Annotated in this window: 12 protein-coding genes; 7 read left to right on the top strand and 5 right to left on the bottom strand. The window is 39.0% G+C overall.

Going from position 1 to position 26136, the window contains the following annotated elements:
- Positions 1-901 precede the first annotated feature (901 nt).
- Together F6K40_RS11770 and F6K40_RS11765 are read right to left on the bottom strand one after the other, a co-directional pair.
- Positions 902-2086, bottom strand: coding sequence for a group II intron reverse transcriptase (locus F6K40_RS11770; RefSeq protein ID WP_483143767.1), 1185 nt, complete (start codon positions 2084-2086; stop codon positions 902-904).
- Positions 2087-2166: 80 nt separating this feature from the next.
- Positions 2167-2310 (bottom strand): reverse transcriptase N-terminal domain-containing protein, encoded by a 144-nt coding sequence (locus F6K40_RS11765; protein WP_293135857.1) that lies wholly within the window; start codon positions 2308-2310, stop codon positions 2167-2169.
- Between the two features lie 1393 nt (positions 2311-3703).
- On the opposite strand from F6K40_RS11765, the gene F6K40_RS11760 reads away from it, so the two are divergent.
- The 7 genes from F6K40_RS11760 (at position 3704) to F6K40_RS11730 (ending at position 16434) form a co-directional block, all read left to right on the top strand.
- The gene (locus F6K40_RS11760; RefSeq protein WP_293135851.1) at positions 3704-9007 is read left to right on the top strand and encodes an AAA family ATPase; all 5304 of its coding nucleotides are present in this window, start codon (positions 3704-3706) and stop codon (positions 9005-9007) included.
- 368 nt (positions 9008-9375) lie between these two features.
- Positions 9376-10416: an SDR family NAD(P)-dependent oxidoreductase gene (locus tag F6K40_RS11755; protein WP_293135848.1), complete on the top strand. Its 1041-nt coding sequence runs from the start codon at positions 9376-9378 to the stop codon at positions 10414-10416.
- Positions 10417-10688: 272 nt separating this feature from the next.
- Entirely contained in the window at positions 10689-11219 is a 531-nt protein-coding gene (locus F6K40_RS11750; RefSeq protein WP_293135845.1) for a phytanoyl-CoA dioxygenase family protein, read from the top strand.
- 892 nt (positions 11220-12111) lie between these two features.
- A complete protein-coding gene (locus F6K40_RS11745; RefSeq protein ID WP_293135842.1) occupies positions 12112-12723 on the top strand; it encodes an NfeD family protein in 612 nt (203 codons plus the stop codon).
- Between the two features lie 27 nt (positions 12724-12750).
- Entirely contained in the window at positions 12751-13092 is a 342-nt protein-coding gene (locus tag F6K40_RS11740; protein WP_293135839.1) for an NfeD-like protein, read from the top strand.
- Positions 13093-13263: 171 nt separating this feature from the next.
- On the top strand, positions 13264-14655 hold the full coding sequence (locus tag F6K40_RS11735; RefSeq protein WP_293135836.1) for a flotillin family protein: 1392 nt from the start codon (positions 13264-13266) through the stop codon (positions 14653-14655).
- A 504-nt stretch (positions 14656-15159) separates the two neighbouring features.
- A complete protein-coding gene (locus F6K40_RS11730) occupies positions 15160-16434 on the top strand; it encodes a flotillin family protein (RefSeq protein ID WP_293135833.1) in 1275 nt (424 codons plus the stop codon).
- Positions 16435-16935: 501 nt separating this feature from the next.
- Here F6K40_RS11730 and F6K40_RS11725 read toward each other — a convergent pair.
- From F6K40_RS11725 to F6K40_RS11715, 3 genes are all read right to left on the bottom strand, one after another.
- The gene (locus tag F6K40_RS11725; protein ID WP_293135831.1) at positions 16936-18720 is read right to left on the bottom strand and encodes a putative bifunctional diguanylate cyclase/phosphodiesterase; all 1785 of its coding nucleotides are present in this window, start codon (positions 18718-18720) and stop codon (positions 16936-16938) included.
- A gap of 421 nt (positions 18721-19141) precedes the next feature.
- Positions 19142-25108 carry a trifunctional serine/threonine-protein kinase/ATP-binding protein/sensor histidine kinase gene (locus F6K40_RS11720; RefSeq protein ID WP_293135854.1) on the bottom strand — a complete coding sequence of 1989 codons (5967 nt, stop codon included), beginning with the start codon at positions 25106-25108 and terminating at the stop codon, positions 19142-19144.
- A gap of 759 nt (positions 25109-25867) precedes the next feature.
- Positions 25868-26104 (bottom strand): hypothetical protein, encoded by a 237-nt coding sequence (locus F6K40_RS11715; RefSeq protein WP_293135828.1) that lies wholly within the window; start codon positions 26102-26104, stop codon positions 25868-25870.
- Positions 26105-26136 lie beyond the last annotated feature (32 nt).

Raw genomic sequence — 26136 nt, 5'->3', positions numbered from 1 at the left:
AACTCCTAACTCCTTACTCATTACTCATTACTCATTACTCCTCAGTAATACGATAACTAATTACCCGGATTCTATATTACACCGATGCTACCGGATTTCATATAACTCATCCATCCCCGCTTGCGACTTGCCTATGGGCAGAGGGGCTTTCCTGCGGAATGCTTCGCTTTTCATGTGGCGCAGCGAAACGTCATCGCGGAGTCGCACCGCTTGCGTCTTGCGTGCCCCGCGGGGTTGCACCGCTCTCTGTTACCTACTATACCAGATAGTAGCCCAAATTTATGAAATACTTACATTAATATAATATAAAAATATAGCAATTCCCATATTCGTGAGGTACAAAATTCTTTGGTTTTAGGGAACACTTAACTGGGAACAGGGAGTAGTAATTCTCGCTCCATAGGAATAGATAAAGAAGAAAAATAACTGTACCTCAAGCTTTTTGAGAAACGCTATATAATTTTCCTACTTTTTAGTTTAGTTAAATTGATTACTAATTTCTAGAGGTTTCAGTAAATATTTATTTCTAGTTATATAAATTATTTTATACAAATAAAAAGATTTAATACGGTTATTCTTGATACTAAAATTTTTTCAAAAGGTTTTTCCCCAAGAGAAAGGGGATATTTTGAAAGATTTCCTTTTGTTATACTGATCTATAAACACTTTGTACGACTAAGAAACTGTTTGTAAAATAAGTCTTAAGAGAGTTGTTGAGTGACTAAAATCTAAAAGTAAAAGGTACTTCAAAAGATTGAAATTTTCTAGATATAGAGGTGGAAAGGTATATATATTCCCTTTATTTTAACTCTTGTTAGAGTCGATGGAGGGTATTACCCCTCGCACCTCTCCTTCAGAACCGGACGTGCGACTTTCACCGCATCACGGCTCCTAGATAATCTTAGACTTTTGGTCTTTTGCCCATGTGGATATAATCGTGGCATGACTCATGTACTGCTAAGAGATTCTTAGGTTTCCAATTGTCGTGGTTGCCATCGATGTGATGCAGATGTACCTTTTCGTTTCCGTCCAGGTAGTGTCCGCAGTGACCACATTTGTAGCCTTGCCGTTTTAACGCTTTTGTTGTGTGTCCATTATATAGGCTGGAATTTCTTTGACTCCAGTAAAGCAAGTCACCATCATAGGGAGATTTTTTCCCTTTGACCATAACAAACTTGTTTTCGGAGTACGGGACCGCCGGGAATGCTTGATTTGCGAGTTTAGTGGCTTCGTTTTTACCTTTGTTCTTGTCCTTGAGGAACATTTTAAAGGTTGCATAGCTTAAGTGCCATAGACTAAACCTTGACCCGTCCATCTTGCAATAACGGTGGTACTTTCTCCAACCCCTGATAATGGGACTTAGCTTTTTCGCTTTGGCGGTAGTGGCTAATGCAGAGTTGTTGACTATGGCTTTGGCTTTCTTGCGGAGTTTTTCGTAGTTTTCCTCTGAGGGAGTGCATCGAAACTTCCCGTTTTCTTGCACTTTAAAGTGCCATCCCAAGAAGTCAAAGCCTGCCGTTGCCCGCGTTATTTTTGTCTTCTCTGCTGATATATTCATCCCACGCTTTGCCAGGAACTGCTGTATTCTTTCTAAAATCTTCTCAGCGTTATCTCTTGGTTTTAAGAAGAACACCATGTCATCGGCATATCTTACTGATGGGTGGATATCCTCTATACCGTTTAATGCTATGTTAGCTAGTAGTGGTGATACTACACCACCTTGGGGTGTACCTTGTTCTGGAAACTCCGGTGATACCCCTGCCTTTAAGCATCTCCACAACCCAATTTTTATTTGTTGGGGGGCAATCACATTAGTCATAATCGCCTTGTGGTTAATTCTATCGAAACATTTTTCAATGTCTAGCTCGATTACCCTTTTGTTATGACCACTTACCTTGCTTCTAAGGTTATCAAAGACGTATTTTTGTGCGTCTTGCGCGCCTCTTCCGGGTCTAAAGCCATAACTTCGGGCGTGGAATGTTACCTCGTGGGCGGGTTCTAAGGCATATTTAACAAGACATTGCCATGCCCTGTCTGCGATGGTTGGGATTTTTAGTGTTCGGATTTTCCCATTTTTCTTGGGGATTTTAACTTCCCTTAATCCTTCATGTTCCCAGTGGTTTGCTTCTTTTAGCTTTTGAGCTAGGTTAAGCCTTTGCTTGAAGTTTAAGGATTTTTGTCCATCGACCCCACAAGTAATATCCCAGAATTAAGCTCAGAGACTTGTCTTACAGCTAGCATCCTTGCAGCATGGGATTTCAGCACCAGGCGTTGAAGACTTAATACTTTACGAGTATCGACCTTCTGCATGGCGCAAGTAGATTCGTTTTTGGAGGCGGAACAGATTTTTCTGGAATTTCTTCCAGTTTTGGTTGCTCCAGACTTCACTATGATTACTCATGTGCCTAAGCGTACTCTCTTGACTTATTTCACTACGCTGATTACCCTGCAAGCAATTTGCGCTTGCATCCTACCCGTTGGAGAGATTTCCGTGCTTTCCCACCTACTCTCTTATTCGACCTTTCTAGAGACTCTCTCAACGTTTTTCCTCGTTCCGAATCACAGATTGTTATGACGGTTTAGGGCTGTCCAATTCGCCTACACGATCCCCAGGGATGCGTCTAATGTATTGTCTTGACGCGGGGATAATCGTGTGCGGTCAGGAGTTTATCAAGTGACTCCATGCCGAGAAATAAGACGCTTTTTCAGGATATTCCGTAATGTACCCATGCCGTCTCCCCATTACCCCCAGTGTGCCTATCACTATACGCTCTGATTGGGGCAGTAAAGGCCAGCTTCACTCTGAAGCGTGGTAAGTCTAGCTCGGTGTGGCCAGGTCGGGAGTCCGCTTTCCCTCAGCGGGTGAGACTTTCACTCACATCCGTAACTCAGTTATTCAACAGGCTCTTCTTTGGTGGCCTCGTGTAGCTGTGAGCTATACAGGCTCTTCTTTTTGTGGCCTCGTTGAACCCTATTCATAACCCTCTGGTTTCCAGAGACTCCTAATAGGAACGAGTCGCACCAATACTTGTCTTGATTTCTTCGGACCCCCATACCTATTCCCTATTCCCTATTCCCTTAGCTAAAAGTCTTATATTATCAGTTTTTTATTCCCCCTGTAGCAAGAGTGCCTATTGCCTGTTGCCGGAACACAGCGCTATAACTGATAACTGAAATGACTCATACTTTTAATTCTTTGAAACCTCTCAATTGCTTTTTCCTATTTTACAGCAGTTTTCATTTCAGTAGACCAGAGTAGGGACGTTCCATGGAACGTCCCTACGGGGTTTTGGTTGTGACGATGTGGTTCATCAAGAAAGAAAAGCGCTGTAAAGGTAATAAAGCTGATAGCTGTTTAGCTAGCGCACAACGCGCGTTAACGCTTTTCGGCTCAGATCCGGCAAGGCTACGCGACATGAAAAGCGTTTTGCTGACCCAAAGCTCCGCTTTTCATGTTCCGTAGGAAAACGCTGCGCATTCATGTTGCGCAGCATTCCCCAGGAAAGGAGGCAAGAGGCTAGCTGACCGCTGAATACTTATGAATACTTACATTTATTGACATTTGTTTTTTGTGACATTAATCACAGAGATTTCAGCATTTTTAATGTATGCAAAAACAGTCAACTTTGAGTTGAAAAAAATATTAATTTTCAAAATTTGTTTAACTTGAGAGTTATTTCTGAATTAACTCCACTGCATTAAAATGAATAGAGTGCCTAATTTTTTCTCAGATTTTATGGTAATTCTTGCTGGATACACAGATTTAACTCAAATTCATGAGAGTGCGAACTCACAAGTGTATCGCGCTCGAAAACTAAAGGATAACAGGTTGGTTATCCTCAAATTTCTTAACCAAGAGTATCCAACCCCGGAGCAAATTCGACGCTACAAACAGGAATATTATCTGACTTGCCAATTAGAATCTTCTGGTATTATCAAAGCTTATAGTTTAGAAGAATGGCAAAGAAGCTATGCGATCGCTTTTGAAGACTTTGGGGGAATATCCTTAAAACAATGGTTAAAGGAGCGTCAAATTTTATCCCCCTTAGAATTTTTAGTCCTGGCGATCCCAATTACCAAAATTATAGGACAAATCCATACTCAAAATGTTATTCATAAAGATATTAATCCCGACAATATTGTTTTTAATCCTAAAACTAAAGAACTTAAAATTATTGATTTTGGTATTGCTACTCAACTTAGTCGAGAAAACCCAACCCTAAAAAATCCTAATGTATTAGAAGGTACTCTACTTTACATTTCCCCAGAACAAACAGGAAGAATGAATCGAGGTTTGGATTATCGCTCAGATTTTTATTCTTTGGGAGTAACTTTCTATGAAATGTTAACAGGAAAATTGCCCTTTGAAAGTTCAGACCCTTTGGAGTTAGTTCATTCCCACATTGCTAAACCACCTCCTGCAATTATTAGTAAAGCACAAGAAGCGCAGAAACAAATTCCCTCAGTGCTGGGAGATATTGTGATGAAATTGATGGCCAAAAATGCTGAGGATCGCTATCAAAGTGCTTATGGATTAAAAGCAGATTTAGAGGAATGTCGCCGACAACTAGAAGAAACAGGAAACATTAATTTCTTCCCATTAGGTGAACAGGATCTTTCCGATCGCTTCCAAATTCCCCAAAAACTCTATGGTAGGGAAAAAGAAATCGGAACTTTAGTGGAAGCATTTAAGAGAGTGGTGGAAACAGGAAAAGTGGAAATGATATTAGTCAAAGGTTATTCTGGTATTGGTAAATCATCCCTGGTGCAAGAACTTTTCAAACCGATCGCCGAACGTCGGGGTTATTTTATCTCCGGGAAATTTGACCAATTTCAAAGGAATATTCCTTATTCAGCAATAGTCTCCGCTTTTCGGGGGTTGATTGAGTATTTATTGGGAGAAAGTAAAGCTACATTAAAGGTATGGCGAAAAAAATTATTGGCAGCATTAGGAAATAACGGACAAGTAATTATTGATGTGATTCCCGAAGTCGAATTAATTATTGGCAAACAACCTCCTGTTGTTGCATTAGGAGCAACTGAAGCGCAAAATCGTTTTAATCTGGTTTTTGGTGATTTTATTAGTTGTTTCTGCGATTACGAGCATCCATTGACTCTATTTATTGATGACTTACAATGGGCAGATTTAGCAACTTTGACATTGATTGAACGGCTATTATTAGTAGGAAAAACCAAATATCTTTTACTCTTAGGAGCTTACCGTGATAATGAAGTTTCAGCAAGTCATCCTTTGACTATTTCTCTCAAAAAGCTCAAGCAAAACAAGGCAGGAATTAACAAAATTAAGTTGAAAAAATTACCTGTATATCAAATTGCTTGTCTGAGCGGCGATACCTTGAAGCATAATCCAGAAAAAGTTTGCGACTTAGCTTGGTTGGTGAGAGAAAAAACGGGAGGAAATCCTTTCTTTGTTAATGAATTTTTACAGGGATTATATAGCGAAAAATTACTAAATTTTAATCATAAATTAAGGGTTTGGGAATGGAACATAGAAGTTATAAAGGCTAGGGGGTTAACAGATAATGTTGTGGAATTGATGGTGAGTAAGCTACAAAAATTACCATTACCAAGCCAAGAAGTTTTATCTCTTGCTGCTTGTTTAGGAGCAGAATTTGACTTAAAAACTCTCACTTTGGTAGTCAAAAATTCTGCCCCAGAAACTTTTCATTTGTTAAAAATTGCTCTAGAGCGCAATTTAATTTTATCCCAGTCAGAATTAGATGAAAATCTTCTGATTCAATCTTTTAAATTTAGTCACGATCGCATTCAGCAAGCTGCTTATGCTCTAATTCCTGATGAAGAAAAAAACAATACTCATTATCAGATAGGACAACTACTTTTACAAAAGATACCCCCAGAAACCAAAGAAGAACGGATTTTTGAACTTGTCAACCAACTCAACTATGGAACAACTTTAATAAAAGGGCAAACCGAGCGAAATGAATTAGCTAAACTTAACTTGGTTGCCTGTCGCAAAGCTAAAGATGCTAATGCTTATCAAACAGCTCGTGAATATGCCAGCATAGGGTTGGATTTGTTGGGAGAAAATGCTTGGTTGCAACAATATGATCTGACTTTAGAATTCTATGAATTAGGGGCGGAATTGGCTTTTCTGGGTGGTAAATTTGAGGTGATGGAAGAGTTAATTGAGATAGTGATTGCCAATACTCGCTCTTTACTAGAACAGATGAATGTTTATCGAATTCAACTACAATCATATAGTGCTAGAAATTTATTGACGGAAGCTATTGCTACTGCTAAACAATTTTTAGGACAATTAGGTGTAAGTTTTCCGGAAACACCTACACAGAATGATGTTCAACAGGCACTGTCGGAGATAGAAATATTGATCGGCAATCGAGAAATAGAAAATTTCGTTAATCTGCCAATAATGAAGGATAGAGAAAAAATTGCTATTGTGAAAATTGCCAGTAGCATTATGTCATCTGCTTACCAGTCTGGGGCTTTGTTATTTCCATTATTGGTTGCTTTATCACTCAAGCTGTCTATTCAATATGGAAATACTGAGGGTTCTGCTGTTACTTATTCTTGCTATAGTATCGTTGCTTGTAATGTCTTGCAAGATATTGATGTTGCGCTCAAGTTTGGTCAACTAGCACTACAGGTAGCGTCCAAACTGGATTTGAAAGTGGTGAAGCCATTTGTAATAAATACACTGATGTTCTTTCTCCTGCATCGTAAGTCCCACATGAGAGAAGCCCTCTCTTCCTTGCAAGAAGGATATGGAATAAGTTTAGAAGTGGGAAACTTAGAATTGGCAGGCTACAATGCTCATGCTTTTTGTTTGCACTCTTTTTGGTGCAGTCAACCTCTGGCTACCTTGGAACAGACAGCTCATAATTACTTTAATGGGTTAATACAATTGAATCAATTGGCAGCATCCAATTGGTGTCGCAGTTGTTGGCAGTCAACATTAAATTTACTAGGAATTGCTAAATATCCAACTATTTTATCTGGAAATGCAGAGCAAGAAGCCGAATTTATCTCTCAAATGTTCTCTGTTAATGACTTCCTTGGGTTATCATTTTTTTACTTATATAAGATGATGCTGTGTTATCTGTTTGAGGAAATTGAATCTATTCAAAACTATCTAGAAGAAATTAAGGGGTATATGCTTACTTGTCAAGGATTTATAAATCAACCATTGTTTTATTTTTATGATTCTTTGATAGCTTTAGCAAGTTTGAGTGATGACAAAAACGAAATTTCAGAGGTGATGGAACGAGTGGCAGAAAATCAAAGGGAACTGCAACAGCAATGGGCAAAGTATGCTCCGATGAATTATCAACATAAAGTTGATTTAGTAGAAGCTGAAAAATGTCGCATCTTAGGCAAAAAAGCCGAAGCAATTGAGCTATATAACAAGGCGATATCAGGGTCTAGGAGTAATGAGTATATTCAAGAAGAAGCTTTAGCAAATGAACTAGCAGCGAAATTTTATCTTGACTGGCAGCAGGAAAAAATTGCTTCCGTTTACATGATGGAAGCACATTACTGCTATAGTCAATGGGGAGCAATAGCAAAAGTCAAACACCTGGAAAAAAACTATCCTCAATTGTTGAAAACTTCCAAGAGCAAAACAGATAGGACAACATCGTTTCAGGGTACAAGCACTTCTAATGATACTGAATTTTTAGATTTAGCTACAGTGATTAAATCTACGACTGCCATTTCTAGTGAGATTGTTTTGGAAAAATTGCTGGCAACTTTAATGGATATTCTCATTGAAAATGCAGGAGCGCAACGAGGAATATTAATTTTGGTTCATGGGGAAGGTTTGTTTATTGAAGCAACGAAGGAGGAAAACTCAGATCAAATTTCAGTATTGCAGTCTATTCCTGTGTCTGAATTTCAAATGGTAGCGTCAAAAATTGTCTATTATGTTGCCCGTACTCGTAAAACTATTGTTTTGAACAATGCTACTTGTGAAGGTAATTTTACTGACGATCCCTACATTCAACAATATCAATGTCAGTCTATTGCTTGCACTCCTTTAATCAATCAAGGTAAACTTCAGGGTATTATTTATCTAGAAAATAACTTGACTACTGGAGCTTTTACCAGAGAACGGATGGCACTGTTACGAACTCTTGCTTCTCAAGCAGCTATTTCATTAGAAAATGCCCGACTGTATAATAATATAACTAAATTAAATCAAGCTTATGAGCGTTTTGTTCCGGCTCAGTTTCTCAGTTTTTTAGACAAAAACAGCATTGTGGATGTGCAACTAGGAGATCAAGTGGAACGAAAAATGACGGTTTTATTCTCCGATATTCGCGATTTTACTACTATCTCCGAAAAGATGACTCCTGCGGAAAACTTTGCTTTTATTAATGAATATCTTGGTTATATGGAACCCCAAATTCAAGCTCATGGGGGGTTTATTGATAAATATATTGGTGATGCTATTATGGCTTTGTTTGCTAATTCTGCTGATGACGCAGTGCAAGGCGCGATCGCTATGTTGCAAGAATTGAAGAAATATAATTTATCTCGGCAAGAAAATCATCTTAAACCTTTGCGTATTGGTGTGGGTTTACATACAGGAGTATTAATGTTAGGTACTGTCGGCGGGTTTGGGCGTATGGATGGAACGGCGATCGGAGATGCGGTGAACCTCTCGTCTAGAGTGGAAGGGTTAACCAAAACCTATGGAGTTTCCCTTTTAATTACTGATAAAACCTTGGCACACTTAAATGATCCCTTAAAATACGATTTGCGATTTATTGCTCAAGTCAAAGCTAAAGGAAAAACGAAATCAGTTGCTTTATTTGAAGTATTTTCGGCGGACTCGACAGAATTACGGGATGCGAAAATAACGACCAAAGAAAAGTTTGAAAGGGCAGTCTTGTTATTTCATCAACAGTTATTTGAAGAAGCAGGGGGTTTATTTCAAGAATGCTTAGAGTATTATCAAGGCGATCGGGTTGCCCAGATTTATCTGGAACGCTGTCATCAATATTAGACTTCTTGCATTCGTCAGGGAATAGAGAATAGGGAATAGTAAGCTTTTTTTTTAGTCAATAAGCGTCCCTTTTGCTTTGACTAAAATGGTAAAATGGTGAAAAGTCAACTTTTAATCAGAAATTAAAAGCCTCCATCTCCGCGTCCCCGTGTCTATTTGGTATACTGTTTCACGGAAGTCAAAAGTTAAAAGTAAGATTTTGTAGGATCAAAACTATGAATCAACATTTATATCATGTCCGGTTGAACAGTGATAAATAAATAACTACGGAGGAGTCAGGAGGTAGGGACGTTTAGCTAAAGCACAACTCCGTTAACGCTGCGCGACATGTTTGCGCAGCATTCCCTATAAGAAAACGCATTTTTGTTATGCAACGTCCGTACAGGAGTCAGGAGGGAAGTAAAGAAGGAAGAGGAAGAATAGGAGAAGAAGAAGAAAGTTTTTTTATAACTAATTATCCGGACATGATATTAGAAGATAAAGTATGTATTGTTACAGGTGGTAATTCTGGTGTTGGTTTAATGACTGCTGTTGGTTTGGCAAAAGCAAGGTGTCATGTATTTATTGCCTGTCGTTCTCTTATTAAAGCTGAGAAAGCTGTAGATTATATTCGTCAGAATAGTGCAAATCCAAATGTTGAATTTTTGCCCCTTAATCTAGCTTCTTTAAATTCAGTGCGCCAATTTGTCGATCTATTTTTAGCCAGAAAACTTCCATTACATATTTTAGTTAATAATGCTGGCATTTTTAATCACAAAGGTATTACTAAAGAAGGTTTTGAATTAATTTGGGGAACTAATTATTTAGGTCATTTTCTATTAACCTATCTTTTGCTTGAAAAACTGAAGATTTCTGGCTCTAGTAGAATTATTATGGTGGCTTCCGATCTGGCATTAAAACCAAAAGCTATTCCCTGGAATTTATTAGTAAAAAAAACACCTATTAATTTTTTAGAACTTTACTCTGTCTCTAAATTATGTCTATTACTTCTGACAAATGAACTCCCAAGGCAGCTAGAGAATACAAATGTGACTGTTAATGCAGTTCATCCAGGATTTGTACAATCTAATATTACTATTTTCTATGGTTTGAGTAAATATTTAGGTTTAGGTATTTCACCAGAAAAAGGTGCTAATAGTACATTATTTTGTGCCCAATCCGATGAACTAAAAGATGTGACTGGAAAATTTTTAGACTCTCAAAGCCAGGAAATTCCTTTGCCAAAAATAGCAACAGATATTGACTTTGCTAAAACACTATGGGAAAAAAGTTTGCTCTGGACTGGATGCGAGAAAAAAATAATTAATCCTATTACAAATTATGATAATTTTTGGGGAATTTATGGTCTTTACTCTCTCAAATTAGATCGTACCGAACTCAGTCATATTAGCCAAACAATTTTTGAATAAGTCTTACCTAAACCTCCCAGTAAATTACTACTATTGAAGTTTTTGAGTTTGATGTTTAAACTCAAAATTGGTTCTGCTTTTATATAGCGTTTCTCAGCAATCGTGAGGTACACCTATCTTTATTTGTTCCTATTTCCTATTCCCTGTTTCCTATTCCCTATTCCCTATTCCCTGTTCCCTGTTCCCTGTTCCCTAAAACCAAGGAATTTTGTACCTCACGCTTCTTGGGAATTGCTATATTATTAATTCAAATTTGGAAGCAAGAATTTCACATGGAAAGACATCTTGATTCCCCTGAAGTATGGAAATTATGTCAGGATGAGAATTTACTGCAAAAATTGCAAGAATATTTAGGAAAAAAATTAGTATTATGGCGTTCTGAATTATGGGTAAATTATCCAGCAAAACAGTTAATCCCGTTGTGGCATAGAGACTCTTATCCCAAATTAATTTCTGGAGTCGGTCAAACAATTCATGTTTATATTGCCCTAACTGAAGTCAATGAATTTAATGGCTTTGAGTTGATACCTAATAGTCAGATTGACAATAATTTATCTGTGAAAATGAAAGATCATTTTAGTGGAAATAATTTCTTTAAAATTACAAATACATTAGCAGAAAAAGCCATACCAGTTGTTCTCAAACCTGGTGAATTTGTAATGTTTACAGATGAACTTATTCCTCGGTCTATATGTAATACCAGTAGTCAAGTTCGACTATCATTAACTTTACGAGTAACTCAACCTAGTATAGATATTTTGCCTGATTATAATCCTAATTTTCAGCATCTTGTATTGCTATAGTAATTCTTATACTGGTGAAGTATAGCTGAAGTCAGAATTCAGAAGTTAAATTCGCACCACGGACTAAATTTGAGAAACTCAATAATGTCCTAATATCATTTATCTGTAACAATGCCCTTAATAATTATTACCCAAACTTGAATTTTACTGATAGTTTTATATCTTTTATTAAGCGCAACTTTATGGAGAAATGGTATAAGAGATTGAATGTATCAGGAAATATAAAAAATGAAGATAGGGAATAGGGAACACTTACAGCGCTTTTCAGTTGAGTAGACCACTAAATTCATGATCTTGGAGTCAGGAGTCAGGAGTCAGGAGTCAGGAGTTAGGAGTTAGGAGTCAGGAGTCAAGAGTTAGGAGTGAAGAGTCAGTATCATTGTGGTTTATTCATCATTAAACCGCTGTAATATAAAATCCGGTTGAACAGTGGTCATTGCGACGATAGGAAGCAATCTCAGACGCGCACGGAGATTGCTTCCTTCCACGGAGTGTAAGTCGCAATGACTTGGGTATAGTAATTATCCAGATTTGATATAATTCGGAATAGGGAATAGGTGAAAAAACAATTATTTCTCACAAATAAATTCACTATAATTTTAGGAATATTAATACTTTTACCCCTGCACCTGTAGACGGGTTTCAATCCCTGACCTTATTCAAACTTTAAGATTTAGTTATGAGACAAGTTCCTTAATATTTATTTTACAAACAGTCTCTAAATAGTAATGGCGAAAGAAAGTTTTAAAAATAATTAAGATTATTGCTGATGATATAGCAGGCACTTTCCTAAAAAAATACAAATTTTTTTTACAAATAGTATCGATCGGAAGACTAATTTGTCAGAATATAAATAGACAAGAAGGTACTAAAAATTTATGAAGGACAACTTATGGAATCAACTTATCTTTTCTGTTTAATTATTGGTGGAGCATTTGTGGCACTTTCGGCATTTTCAGGCCTAGATGGTGTAGACTTTGACCAAGACTTTGAGCCAGACCTAGAAATAATTGACCAAGGAAATAAACAAGGTAATACCTCAATATATAATCAGTCTCGTCGGCGATTATGGTTACCATTTTTGAGCTTGAAATTTTGGACTTTTGGCAGTTGCTTTTTTGGCTTAACTGGAGTTTTATTATCCAATCTTTCTCCCAGTCTTTCACCAACAATAATTGCTATTATTTCTATAATAGTTGGTCTTTTATGTGGCACAATCATGGCTTATGTATTACATACCTTAAAAAATCGTCCCGCTAATAGCTTGGTACGTAGTGATGATTTGCTAGGTCTTTCGGGAACAGTCGAAATTCCTTTTAATAAAAATAGTAAAGGCAAAATTCGAGTAAATGTTAAGGAATCTATGGTAGAATTTATTGCTTTTAGTGAAGAAAATAGGGAGTTTACTAAGGGAGAAAAAGTGTTTATAGTAGGAGTGGAAAATAATAGAGTATGGGTAGTATCAGAAGATTGGATGGCTAAATCGTCTGAGGAGAAATCTTAAGATTTTTTACCTATATTATAGATAGCAATGAAAAATCAAATTTTAATACTAGCTTATATCTCAGTGGCAGTGGGAATATTTAGTGGGATGTTAATAGTATTGTTGTTGTCGATTTTTCGCAAACGACAAGTTATAAATAGTTTGGTTAGTCCTCAAGATTTTTTGGGTCTACCTTGCACTGTAGAAATTCCTTTTGATGTTTATAGTAGGGGAAAAGTACGCCTATATATTAAGGGATTGAATCTTGAACTAATTGCCCGCACAGAAGAATCTAAAGAATTTACTAAGGGAGAAAAAGTATTTGTTGTAGGCACGGAAAATAATCAGGTGTGGGTAGTTTCTCCATCATTTTTTCATAACGAGGAATAAGATTGTATTCTGTCAAACTATTAATTAGACTTCTTGCAGAAGTCAGGGAATAGGGAATAGGGAATAGGGAATAGGGAATGAAATTGTTGATTTCAGATCTTGAATTGATTTCATTTTTTATTTTTGGATATCTCTATTGATTTCAAACTTTGTAATGAGGAAATTTAGCTAATGAAAAGTCAATTTGTTGAGCCTGGGAAAACCGAAATAACTACAGTAGAAATTGCACAAACTCCTAGAGTTTTAGAAACAAACCAAACTAATAGTTTAACAAAAGAAGTTTATACAGGTTTACCCGTTGCTTTATCCATATTTGGAGTGATAGTACTCATCTGGTTTATCAATACATTCATCCGAATTTGTAAACCTAATGAAATTCTAATTTTATCTGGTCGTAAACGGCGCACAAAAGAGGGTCAAACAGTTGGTTATCGCGTAATTTTCGGTGGTAGAGCAATTCCGATTCCAATTCTGGAAACAACTAAAACAATGGACTTGCGAACAATGCCGGTTCCTGTAGAAGTACGAAATGCCTACTCCAAAGGCGGTACTCCGCTGAATATTCAAGCGATCGCTAATATTAAAGTTTCTAATGATCCTAAAGTGGTAGGCAATGCCATAGAAAGATTTCTCGATCGCGATCGCTCAGAAATTACCCGTGTTGCCAGAGAAACCCTAGAGGGAAATCTCCGGGGAGTTGTGGCCACCCTCACCCCAGAACAATTAAACGAAGACCGTCTTCAATTTGCCGAACGTATTGCCGAAGACGTGAGTCGTGACTTAGCTAAATTGGGTCTGCAACTCGACATTCTGAAAATTCAAAGTGTTTCCGATGATGTAGACTACCTAAACTCCATTGGGCGCAAACAAATTGCCATGATTCGCCGAGATGCAGAAATTGCCGAATCTAACGCCAAAGCAGAAGCAGAGCAAATAGAAGCAGAGTCCAAACGAGAGTCAGAAATTGCCAAAACTCAGGCAGCTACATTAATAGTTCAGAAAGAAAACGAACTTCGCAAAATCAAAGCTGAATTGGAACAGCAAGCACGTTCAGAAGAAGAACGAACTATAGCAGCAGGGAAAGAAGCTAGGGCGAGAGCAGAACAATTATTGCAAACAGTCCGCGCCGAATTAGAAAGGTTACGTCTGGAAGCAGATGAAGTATTGCCTGCAGACGCGCAACGGCAAGCTAGAGAATTGTTAGCTAAAGGAAATGCTGCTTCACTCTCAGAAAATGCTCAAGCTGAAGCTTTAGTTAACGATATGCTTTCGTTGGTTTGGCAGGAAACTGGTAAGGATGCTGCCGAGTTATTCTACTTACAGCAGATTAGCATGATTTTGCGGGAGTCTGCTAAAGTTCCAGGACAAGTTAAGCTAGAAAATGTTAAAGTTATTGATAGTGGGGATGGTAAGTCGATCGCCAGTTTGGTAAATGCCTATCCTGAAATCTTCCGTCAGTTCCTTAACAATGTTAATCAAACCCTTGGCGTTGATGTCACAGGGATGACAGAACTCAGAAGTCAGAATCGCAAAAAAGTTGAATCTCTGCAGACTGAGAAATAGGTTCATTAATGGATAATGGATAATGGATAATGGATAATGGATAATGGATAATTACCTCTCCCTAAAAGGGAGAGAATTGACCAAGAAGGAAAAGATTTATTTCTCTTGGTTGATTGGATATGGCGCCGGTAACCTATCCATCCCTCCCTACGGGAAGCTCCGCTAACAACCGCTTTTTCCCCTTTATTGGGGAGGATTTAAACCTGAATTATCTAATTATTTAATTGTTTAATTATTAATTATTTCGGTAAGGAAAAGTAGACAAGGAAGCAAACTATAAATAGAGTTAAAGTTGGTAGACTTGGGGGAAAAGTAGACAAGGAAGCACAAACGCCTCCAAATTCAAACTTATAACAATTTAGTTATCTATCACGCAAGCATTTAATCTAGTAATGACAATTGCTTTTTTCTTGCTTGTTACCTTGTTCACCTTGTCCTCTTTCTTTCTTGTCTTCCCTATTCCCTATTCCCTATCAACAACTAAAATTACGGAGTCAAAAAATCATGGAAATAGTAATAGCATTACTAGGAGTTTTCGGACTAGGAACTGGTGCAGGTGTATTTGTAATTCGGAACCTTTATTACATCTGTCAACCAAGTGAAGTCCTAATTTTTGCTGGTAGTCGTCACCGTGTTGGAGATACTAAGAAAAAAGTTGGGTATCGTCTGGTTAAAGGTGGTAGTAGTATCCGCGTCCCGCTCTTAGAACAAGCTTTTCGCATGGACTTGAGTAATATGATTATTGAACTCAAGGTTAATAATGCTTATTCTAAAGGTGGTATTCCTCTGACGGTGGAAAGTGTAGCAAATATCAAAGTTGCTGGTGAGGAACCTACTATTCATAATGCGATCGAGCGGTTGCTTGGAAAATCTCGCCAGGAAATTGAAAAATTAGCGCAAGAAACTCTAGAAGGAAATTTGCGCGGTGTGTTAGCTTCTCTAACACCAGAACAGGTGAACGAGGATAAAATTGCTTTTGCCAAAAACTTACTAGAAGAAGCAGAAGATGATCTAGAAAAATTAGGTTTGGTATTAGATACTCTGCAAATTCAGAATATTTCCGATGAAGTAGCATATCTTGATTCTATCGGGCGTAAACAACAGGCGGAACTTGTACGAGATTCTCGCATTGCTGAAGCTCAAACTCAGGCAGAATCAATTATCCGGGAGGCACAAAACCATAAAAATACTTCTCTCAAACAGATTGAAACTGAGATCGAGATGGCTCGTGCAGAGGCAGAAAGGCGGATTAAAGATGCGATGACAAAACGGCAAGCTGTGGTTGCTGAAGCTGAGGCAGATATCGGCTCAGAAGTAGCGCGGACTCAAGCTGAGGTAGCAGTACAGAAGGAGCGAATCAAACAGGTTGAACAACAGTTACAGGCAGATGTGGTTGCCCCTGCGGAGGCCGAATGTAAGCGAGCGATCGCTCGGGCGAAGGGTGATGCTGCTGCTATTGTGGAACCAGGGAAGGCACAAGCTGAGGGTATTCGTAAGTTAGCGGAATCTTGGAAAGGTGCTGGTGCAAATGCACGGGAGGTTTTTCTGTATCAGAAATTGGAGGAGTTGTTGAAGATTATGGTTTCTACTGTGCCAGAGGTAGATATGGATAATGTGACTGTGATTAATTCTCAAGGTGGGAGCAATGCCACAAAAATGGCTGCTTTCTTTGAGGAGTTAAAGCAAACTGCTGGTATTGATGTAGCTGCTACTCTGGAAAGTTTGACCGCAGGAACGGATACAGTTGAAGTCAAAAGTAAGAAGTCAACTGAAGTCTGAAGTTATATCATGACCGGTTGAATAGTTATAAATAATTAGGGAGGAGTCAGGAGACAGGAGACAGGAGACAGGAGAAAAGAATGTACCAGGAGAAAGAAGTGTTTTGATCACGCTCTGATCCGGACATGATATTATAATTTATATCATGTCCGTTAGTATCGGAGGGTGTAAAAGTTGGGGAAATATCTTTTTTCCTTTTTCCTTACCTTCTCTATACAACCCATTTGATATCTCTAGAAAAGAGGGAGTAGGAGAGTAGGGGAGCAGGGGAGCGGGGAAGTAGACATTGCTCATTCATTGTCGTCAGAGAATATTTACAACCCTACATTTTTTGAGTCCTGTACGGAGCACACCTCCCCACACCTCCCACACCTCCCACACCTCCCAATAATATATCCCAAATGAGTTCTATACAATACCGATGCTACCGGACATGATCTGACTCCTTGTTATGAAATCAACAATTTCATTCCCTATTCCCTATTCCCTATTCCCTATTCCCTATTCCCTATTCCCTGACTGTAGAAACTCCTCCGCTGCAACTTTATCTAAAGGTTTTGCTAGGAAATATCCTTGGACAAATTCACATCCTAAAGCTTTCAATTGTTGTAGTTGAGTTTCTGTTTCCACTCCTTCTGCTACAACATTCATGTTCAGACTATGAGCGAGTGCAATAATCATCTTAACCATTTCTAAACCACCGGAATTATCCTCCATCCGTCTCACAAATGCTCGGTCAATTTTTAAAGTGTCAATGGGAAATTCATGGAGGCGACTGAGTGAGGAGTAACCTGTACCAAAGTCATCAACACAGATATTAATTCCTAAGTCTTTCAATTGTTGTAGCACCTGAATCTGAGCTTCGGAATTTTCTAAAAGACAACTTTCAGTAATTTCTAGTTTCAGACTACTTCCGAGTAACTCAGTAGCATCTAGAGTAGCTTGAATATTCTCCACTAGATCGCTTTGCTTGAGCTGGATGCTTGAGAAATTAATATTTAGCACCAGGGATTGCTGTTGAAGAAATTTATTTTGCCAATATTGTAGCTGACGACAAGCTTCTTGAAACACCCACCATCCTAAAGGAGAAATCAATCCAGTTTCCTCTGCAATCGGAATAAACTTCATTGGAGAAATGCTTCCATCAGGAGTAAACCAGCGAATCAATGCTTCAAAACTACTCAAATAACCTGTAGTCACTTCAATAATTGGTTGATAATACAGAGAAAAATCTTCCCGCTCAATTGCTTGTCGAAGTTTATTTTCCAGATGTAATCGTTCCATCGCAGTTGCTTGAATAGTCGGATCAAAAATGACATACTGATTTTGGCCTTTGGCTTTTTTAGCACAATACATGGCAGCATCAGCATCTCGGAGCAACTCGTCTGGTTGATGATATTGTCTAGTGCTAAGAGTAATCCCAATACTAGCTCCGAGATGAATTTCATGTTCATTGAGTAAGAAGGATTGGTTGAAATGTTCCTGAATCCTTTGGGTGATATAGGTTACTTCATGGATATCCTTGAGTGCTTCAAGTATAATCACAAATTCATCTCCACCAAAACGAGCAACTGTGTCTGAAGCTCGAACAGAAACTTTTAATCGTTCTGCAACTGCTGCCAGAAGACTGTCTCCCACAGAGTGTCCCAAGCTGTCATTAACAATTTTGAAGCGGTCTAAGTCGATAAACAAAACAGCATATAAATAGTCAGGGTAGCGTTGAGAACGGGAAATATTATGCTGTAATAAATTATCTAACAATATTCGATTCGGTAATCCTGTGAGAGCATCGTGAACTGCATCGTATTCGAGTTGAGCATACATTTTTTCAATTTGCTTTTGCTTCTTTCGCATCTTTTGCACAAACTGTACAGTTTTTCTGATCGTGATTTCTAAGTCTTGAAAATCAATGGGTTTGGTTAGGAAATCAAATGCTCCCAAATTCATTGCAGTTCTAATATTAGTCAGATCCCCGTATGCAGAAAGCACAACTGCTTTAATGTTCTCATCAATATCGGATAGCTCACTTAATAGAGTTAAACCATCCATTTCTGGCATATTAATATCAGTGATTACAACATCAATATGCCCTTCCTGCTTGAGCTTATTCAAAGCTTCTATCCCATTTTGCACAAAAATAAAATCAAATTCTTTGGCTCGAATATTTTTCCGGAAGCGCTGTTTAATTAAGCGTTGAAGCTCAATTTCATCATCGACGACCAGGATTTTTGCTATTTGTGTTTTTTGTTCTTCAGGAGTTGTTGATTGAGAAAAAATAGTATTCATCTAACATTTAGAATATAATAATATTATTATATAATATAACTATAAAATTGCCGAAAGTATTTTCACAGTTACATTAGTAAAAAAAATTAAGCGATCGCTTACTTAATACACAATCCTGTTGTTAAAAGGTGGAAACCTGTTAGTAATCAGTGGCAGTTCAACCTTTCAGGTTGTTACAGCCTTGAAGGCTGTGTTATATCATGTCCGGATAAGAGCGTGATAAAAAAACTTTCTCTTCTTTATAGCTTAAAATTCCCTCTTCTTCCCTCCCTCTTCTTCCATCCTGACTCATTACTCATTACTCATTACTCATTACTCCTCCATTTTTATTTATAACTATTCAACCGGACATGATATTACACTGTACCTCACCATCCTCCCAAAGGAAATTTCTGAATTCTCAATTCTAAATTCTGAATTCTTACCCTTTTACAATACCGATGCTACCGGACATAATATAATTAGGTAGTCTCAAAATCACTTCCGTAAACTCACTCAGTTTACTGTCAATATTTATACTACCTTGATGCTGTTTGACAATGATATCGTGGGTCAGTGATAGGCCCAATCCAGTCCCTTCTCCGGGTGGTTTGGTTGTAAAAAATGGGTCTAATATTTTTGACTCTATCGCTGGTTCAATGCCACAACCATTATCACGAATTCGTATTTCCACTTGCTCTGATAGGAGATGGGTAGATACCAACAGGGTAGGAGTATAGTCAATTGTTCCTAGAGGAGAATTAGCTCTGAGTTGATTTTGCTTAGAGCGCATAGCATCAAAGGCATTATCCATCAAGTTAATCAAGGCACGGATGAAACTGCTGGGAATCACTTTAATCAAGTCCAAATTGGCAGCATAGTTAGTGCGAATGGAGGGATTAAAAGGCTTATCCTGCTCTTTTTTGCTGTGGGAAACTAGCTTTACAGTTTGATCTAGCAAGTCATGGAGATGGGTGTCCTGGGGGATAGATTGCTTGTATTCTACACGAGTATGTTGCATCATGGTTTCAATGATTTGTGTAGCCCGAACGCTATGGTGGCAAATAGTTGTAGCGTTTTCCTGCAAATCATCAATTATAGATTTACTCAATTCTAAAGTTTCTGAGTCCAGGCTAGAAATTACAGGTTCGAGGGTATCCAATAGTTCTTGAGAAAGTTCGATGGAACCTTCAGCATAGTTTTTGACAAAGTTGAGAGGGTTCCGTAGTTCATGGGCCACACCTGCGGTGAGAGTCCCTAGAGAGGCCAATTTTTCCTGGGCAATAATGCGTTGTTGGGCTGCTTTAAGTTCGGCAGTGCGCTCCTCAACTTTTTGCTCCAATGTCTGAGAATAATTACCTAATTCCTGGTTTGCTTGCTCTAATTCCCGATTAACTTGGGCTAATTCAAAGAATAATTTTTGGCGCTCTGCTTCGATTTGTTGGCGATCGCTAATATCCATCACTACACCATCCCAGATAATTGAGCCATCTGCTTGTTTAACAGGATGGGATACTGCATGAATCCATTTTACTATTCCCGACAGTGTAACAATACGAAATTCTAGGTTGAACTTTTGCAATGTCTCGTGAGTCTCAGCAATAATCCGATCGATTAGCAGGCGATCTTCAGGATGTTCAAAGTCTCGAAGACTATATTTGCCAGCCATCATTTCTTCGGCAGACACCTCATATATATCAAAACAACCAGAGCTTGCATAGGAAACCCTTGTTGAGCCATCGGTTGCAATTAAGAGTTGATAAATCATACCAGGAATGTTTGTAGCTAGATGGCGAAAGCGAGTTTCACTGGCCTGTAATTTGCTCAAGGAAACTTCTAACTGCTGGGCATAGGATTGGGATTGCTTATACAGATTTGCTTTTTCAAGAAAAATGGCAGCTTGGGTACAGAGAAATTTGAGAACTAGAAGGCGAGCGCTCGTAAAGACACCTCTCGTTAATTGATTTTGCAAATACAGAACTCCAATCAATTTTTGTTGATTCAGCAGTGGCAAACAGAGAACACTCTGGGGTAATTGCTGACTCAGATAACCATCCATGACTGGTAAATCGGTTTTCATAGCATCAATCATTACCATCTCTTGGGTATTTTTGACATAGTGAATCAGCTTGATGGGCAGGTTAGGATTACCTTCTAGAGTCTGTGTCCCAACTTCAGTGCTTTTCAGTGTAGCGATGGCTTCAACCTGCCAGTTTCCTTTAGTGTCAGGGAGGATTAAGGCACAGCGATCGCCCCCTGAGTTTTGCAGAATAATTTTAGTTAGTTGGTGCAGAAGTTCGTCGAGTTGAATTATGCTGGAAATGCTATGAGACGCTTTGATAATAGTAGCTAAATCTAGGGTTGTATTAAGGTTGTTGCTTGAAGAGGATTTATCTGCAATGGAGTTAGGAAGCGAGAGAGTTGGAACGGTAGCAAGTTCGGCTAAGGTTTCGAGATAATTGCTTAAGCTTACCTGTTCTAGAATTGGCTGCAACAAATGGGGGTAGCGCTGTTCTAAGTCATCATTTTTAGCTTTAGCGCCCCACTTTGCATAGCCATAATAAGCTTCTTGCAGGTAACCAGCAGCGACTTTTTCTTTACCCCAATCCAAATAAAACTTGGCTGCAAGTTCGTTAGCAAGAGCTTCTTCTTGAAGGTATTTATTTTCTTTAGCACCGGAAATAGCTCGATCGTAAAAATCTCCAGCTTCATAATGCTGTCCTAAGATGCGACATTTTTCCGCTTCTACTAGAGCGACTTTATGTTGATGATTCATCGGTGCATAATGTGCCCATTTTTTCATCTTTTCCTGATTGGCAGCAACCCGCTGCCAAATACTTTCCCTTTCCTCAGCATCAACCTTAGTCTCGTTACATAAAGCAAGGCGTGTTAGAGAATCATAAAAATAAAAAATCGGTATGATAGCTAGACCTGTCTGTCCTTCTAAATATTTTTCAAATTCTGCTGCATTTTTGAGAGCTTGAGCAAATTCTCCAAATAAATAGCATAGGAGCAATTTATTAAAATACAAGTTACCGAACGCTGTAATATCGTTGGATTCTTGATGGTGCAATAGCTTTTGCTCCTCATTATAAACCTCACCCTTTAAATGGCACGGATTTTTAGATTGGTTTTGTAAATTTAGCACAGATTGCCAAAAAATAGCGATATAATTTAAAGTTGTTTCTTGCTTGATTTTCTGGAGTGCATGATAGTATTTCTCCATATTTGCTCTCACTTCGCCAAGATTCTTTCCCACCAAAAAGGAAACATAGCAATAGGCAAAAGCTGCATAACTAGCAAATTCTAAATCTCCCGTTTCTATTCCATTGGCATAAGATTCTGCAACAGGCTTTAAAATTGCTCTCAATGGTTCTTTCCAATGAATAACGCAAACATAAGCTACATTAAATATTTTAGATTTAAGTTGGTTGATATTTAGTTTTGATAAAACGGACAAACCTAGTTTTCCAAATTGGTAACCTGTCTCAATATCTCCCACAATTCCACACAAAATTAACCCGTAATTTGTATAAGCAACTGCTGATTCGGGAGAATTACCATATTCAAGAGAAATAAGAACTTGTTTACATACCACCAGAGGAAGTAGATTTGGCTCGACAATATAAACAGGGATAAATATATTCGAGAGAATTTGCATCGCGGCCAATTTTTCTGGTGTAGTCATCGCCGGTAAATCAATTAATCGATCAATCTCTATATCGTTCAACTTGGGAGCAATTTCCTGGAAACCTTCCTGAATATGAGTTGGAGTCACTGGAGTCGGGAAACTCACCCCTAACTGCTCTAAAACGACAAACCCAAGATTAGTCGCTTCTTTGAGTTTATTTTGGGCTGAGTAAGCTCTGATCTTCACTTCATAGACTTTGATGCGATCTAGAAGGTTAGCAGTATGACTATCTAATACTTTCGCCAGTTGCTCCATTTCCTCGAAGTCACCATTCAGATAAGTTCCCTCAATTTCTGACTCGTATAATGCCAAAGTAAGAGAGTAAGAAGAGTTCCAGGAATCTTGAGGTAAGAGCATTCTACCAATGCTGAAATATTCAACTGCTGCCCGATAAGCTGTTGATGCTAAAGCTTTACGTCCTGCCTTCAGATTTAACTGAGCTAAACGATCGCGTTCGCTATGAGTAGTTAGCAAGTCTACTCCATAATTCAATTGATTCACAATGGCAAAAATATTTTCGTCCTGCGCCCCCTCTGGAGTGTTTTTCAGTAACAACCGTCCAATTTTCAGATGGGTAGTTTGTTTCTGCTCGTCATTAGGAATCAGAGAATAGGCCGCTTGCTGCACTCGGTCATGGAGAAATCGGTAATGGAGGATCTGGGACTCTGGTTCTAACTTCTGCTCTTCCCCACCCACATAAAACTTATATATCTGACTCTGAGGCAAAACTAAACCTTGTTGCAATGCTGACCACAAAGCTGTTGCCGTTTCAATGTCCGATCGCTCAGAAACAATAGCCAACGTTTCCAAATCAAATTGGTTGCCAATACAAGCTGCCAGTTTGAGAATCTCTTGGGCAGATATGGGTAATTTTTTTAACTGCAAGGCCATAAATTCCACTACATCATTCGTCAGAGCTGCATCCTGGACTCGCACGATATCGCACTGCCAATAGCCAGCTTGCCTATCAAACTCAATCAGGTCATCTTCATGTAAAGCCTTGAGAAACTGGATGGCAAAAAATGGATTTCCCTGAGTCTTCTGATACACTAACTCCGTAATAGGTTGGGCGAATTCCTCCCCACAATGGAGTGTATCAGCTACCAGATGATTGAGGCTATTTTGACTTAAGGGTTGTAGGGTAATGGTATTTAGGATCGCCCCAGCTTGGGTTAGCCCATCTAAAGCTAACATCAAGGGATGGGTGGGTGAAACTTCGTTGTCTCGGTAAGCTCCAATTAATAACAGATAGCCTGTTTCTAGATCTGTCATCAACAAATTCATCAAGTTCAGAGACGCCAAATCTACCCACTGTAAGTCATCTAAAAATATCACTAACGGATGCTCTGGCGTTGAAAAGACTTGAGTGAATCTCTGAAAGAGTAAATTAAACCGATTTTGGGCAGCAGTACCAGATAACTCAACAGCAGGAGGTTGCGGTCCAATAATCTGCTGTAGTTCGGGAATGACATCAATGATTACCTGCCCACTTTCTCTCACAGCGCTCAGAATTTTAGACTTCCAACTTTCGAGTTCAGCATCGCTTTCACTCAGCAGTTGTTTCATTAAGTCTCGAAAGGCTTGCACAAAGGCATAAAAAGGAATGTTGCGATTGAGTTGGTCGAATTTTCCTTTGATAAAGTAGCCCCGTTTTTCGACAATGGGTTTATGCACCTCATTGACAACGGCGGTTTTGCCGATACCTGAGAAACCAGTAACTAAAATAAGTTGGCTTCGGAAAACTTCCTTGCTACCCTTTCCAGCTACTTGTTTAAAAGCATCCAGTAATCTTTGGACTTCCCTTTCCCGTCCGTAGAGTTTTTCAGGAATCAAGAAGCGATCGCATACATCCCGTTCCCCAAGATCAAAGGGGATAATTGTTTCTGTGGCTTCCCACTCGTCTCTACATTGCTCTAAGTCATGTTTCAGCCCCAAGGCACTCTGATAGCGATTTTCCCCATTCTTAGCCATCAGCTTGATAACAATCCCCTGCAAAGCTTTCGGCACTTGCTTCTGCCAGCTATCCACTGGAAACTTTACCTTCTGGACTAGATGACAATGCAGCAACTCCATCGGATCTCTTGTGTCAAAGGGTAATTTTCCCGTCAGGAGTTGAAAAAAGGTGACACCCAGGGAATAGAAATCAGTGCGGTAGTCAATACCCCGGTTCATCCGTCCCGTTTGTTCTGGGGACATATAGGCGAGGGTTCCTTCGAGAACATTGGGGTTGATGAGTTGTTGTTGTTCTTTGGGCAGCAAGCTGGAGATACTGAAGTCGAGCAGTTGAACTTGAAGGGTTTGGGGATGAATGAGGATATTACTAGGCTTAATGTCTTTGTGGATAATGCGCTGTTGAGTCAGATAATGAAGTGCCTCAGCCAGTTGAATAGCCATGGTGAAAAAGTCGATGAGGTTTTGTTCGGAGTTAGGCCAATACTTAGAGAGGGCGATCGCTCCTTCATCTCGCATTACGAGGGCATAACCGTTGCCGTAGCGTTCCAAGGCAAGAGGCCGAAGAATGGTAGGATGTTCCAAGTGGCGGGTAATAACATATTGGTTCCGGAAGCGCACTAAGTCATTGAAGCGGGGAAAGGGATTCCGCATAACTTTGATCACTACTCGATAGCGATCGCTCTCCTGGATTGCCCGATAGACTAAGGTTCGTTGGCCAGCATATATTTGGTTTGTTTGTTGATAACCAGGTAAGTTGAGCATCATCACCTAAAAAATTCATAAAAAATTAGTTTTTTCACTTTACTTCATTTTTACCTGATTTTTACCTTAACTTAACTTTCCTGGCGGGAAGTCCCGCGCTCTCCATCCCCCCTAACCCCCCGTGCATAGGGGGGAGGGGGAGCGTCGGGATGAAAGCCAGGGCCCGGATTCGGATACCTTCATAAGCTAAACGTTTATATGCCCAAGACACAAGCTAGGAGCATTTTGTTATTATCAATGTCAACACAGGGGGAGGACATCACCTCTGTCATGCTCCGCGGTCAGGGTTTCCCAGACGCTCAGAATCCCGCGTTGTCCATCCCCCCTAACCCCCCTTTCAAAGGGGGGAATAGAAGGGCAACGTCGGGAGTATGTCAAAAAAAATTCACTTATAGCGCTAGGGAATAGGGAATAGTAAACTGTCAAAGGATTTGAGGATTTATAAATGTCCTAACCTTACAGCGCTTTTCTTTCTTGATGAACCACATCTTCACAAGCAAAACATTGTAGGGACGTTCCATGGAACGTCCCTACTGTGGTTTACTAATCATGAAAACCGCTGTAATGCGTAGCACTATAGAACCCCTAAGCGTATCTCTAGAAAAGAGGGAGTAGGGGAGCGGGGGAGCAGGCATTGCTCATTCATTGTCTGAGCTAGAATATTGACAACCCTACATTTTTTGAGTCCTGTACAGACGACACTCCCCACCCCCAACTATATAATAAGTATTCAACCGGATTTGATATGAATATGTGCCAGTATTAGCGATCGCCTTTTAGTTCAGGTCTTTCGTTTTCTTCAAGAGTTAAAGAATTAAACGCACCACCATTATATTTACCACTGCTACTAACTCGTAAGTATGCGATGGGAAATGTTGCTAACATCAAAAGTAATAACCCGACACAAATTGAGACATATTTGTGCAACTTTTGCTTGCCTCGTGCTGTCACAACTTTTTGTTTGTATTCACTTTGCTTGTATTCACTAGCTTGTAACATAGTTTTGTACCTCCAAACAATATGAGATTTAA

It is taken from the genome of Okeania sp. SIO3I5 (assembly GCF_010672085.1).
Taxonomy (GTDB): Bacteria; Cyanobacteriota; Cyanobacteriia; order Cyanobacteriales; family Microcoleaceae; genus Trichodesmium.
The sequence above is the reverse complement of the archived record's forward strand: the minus strand, read 5'-3'. Positions and strand labels throughout refer to the sequence as shown.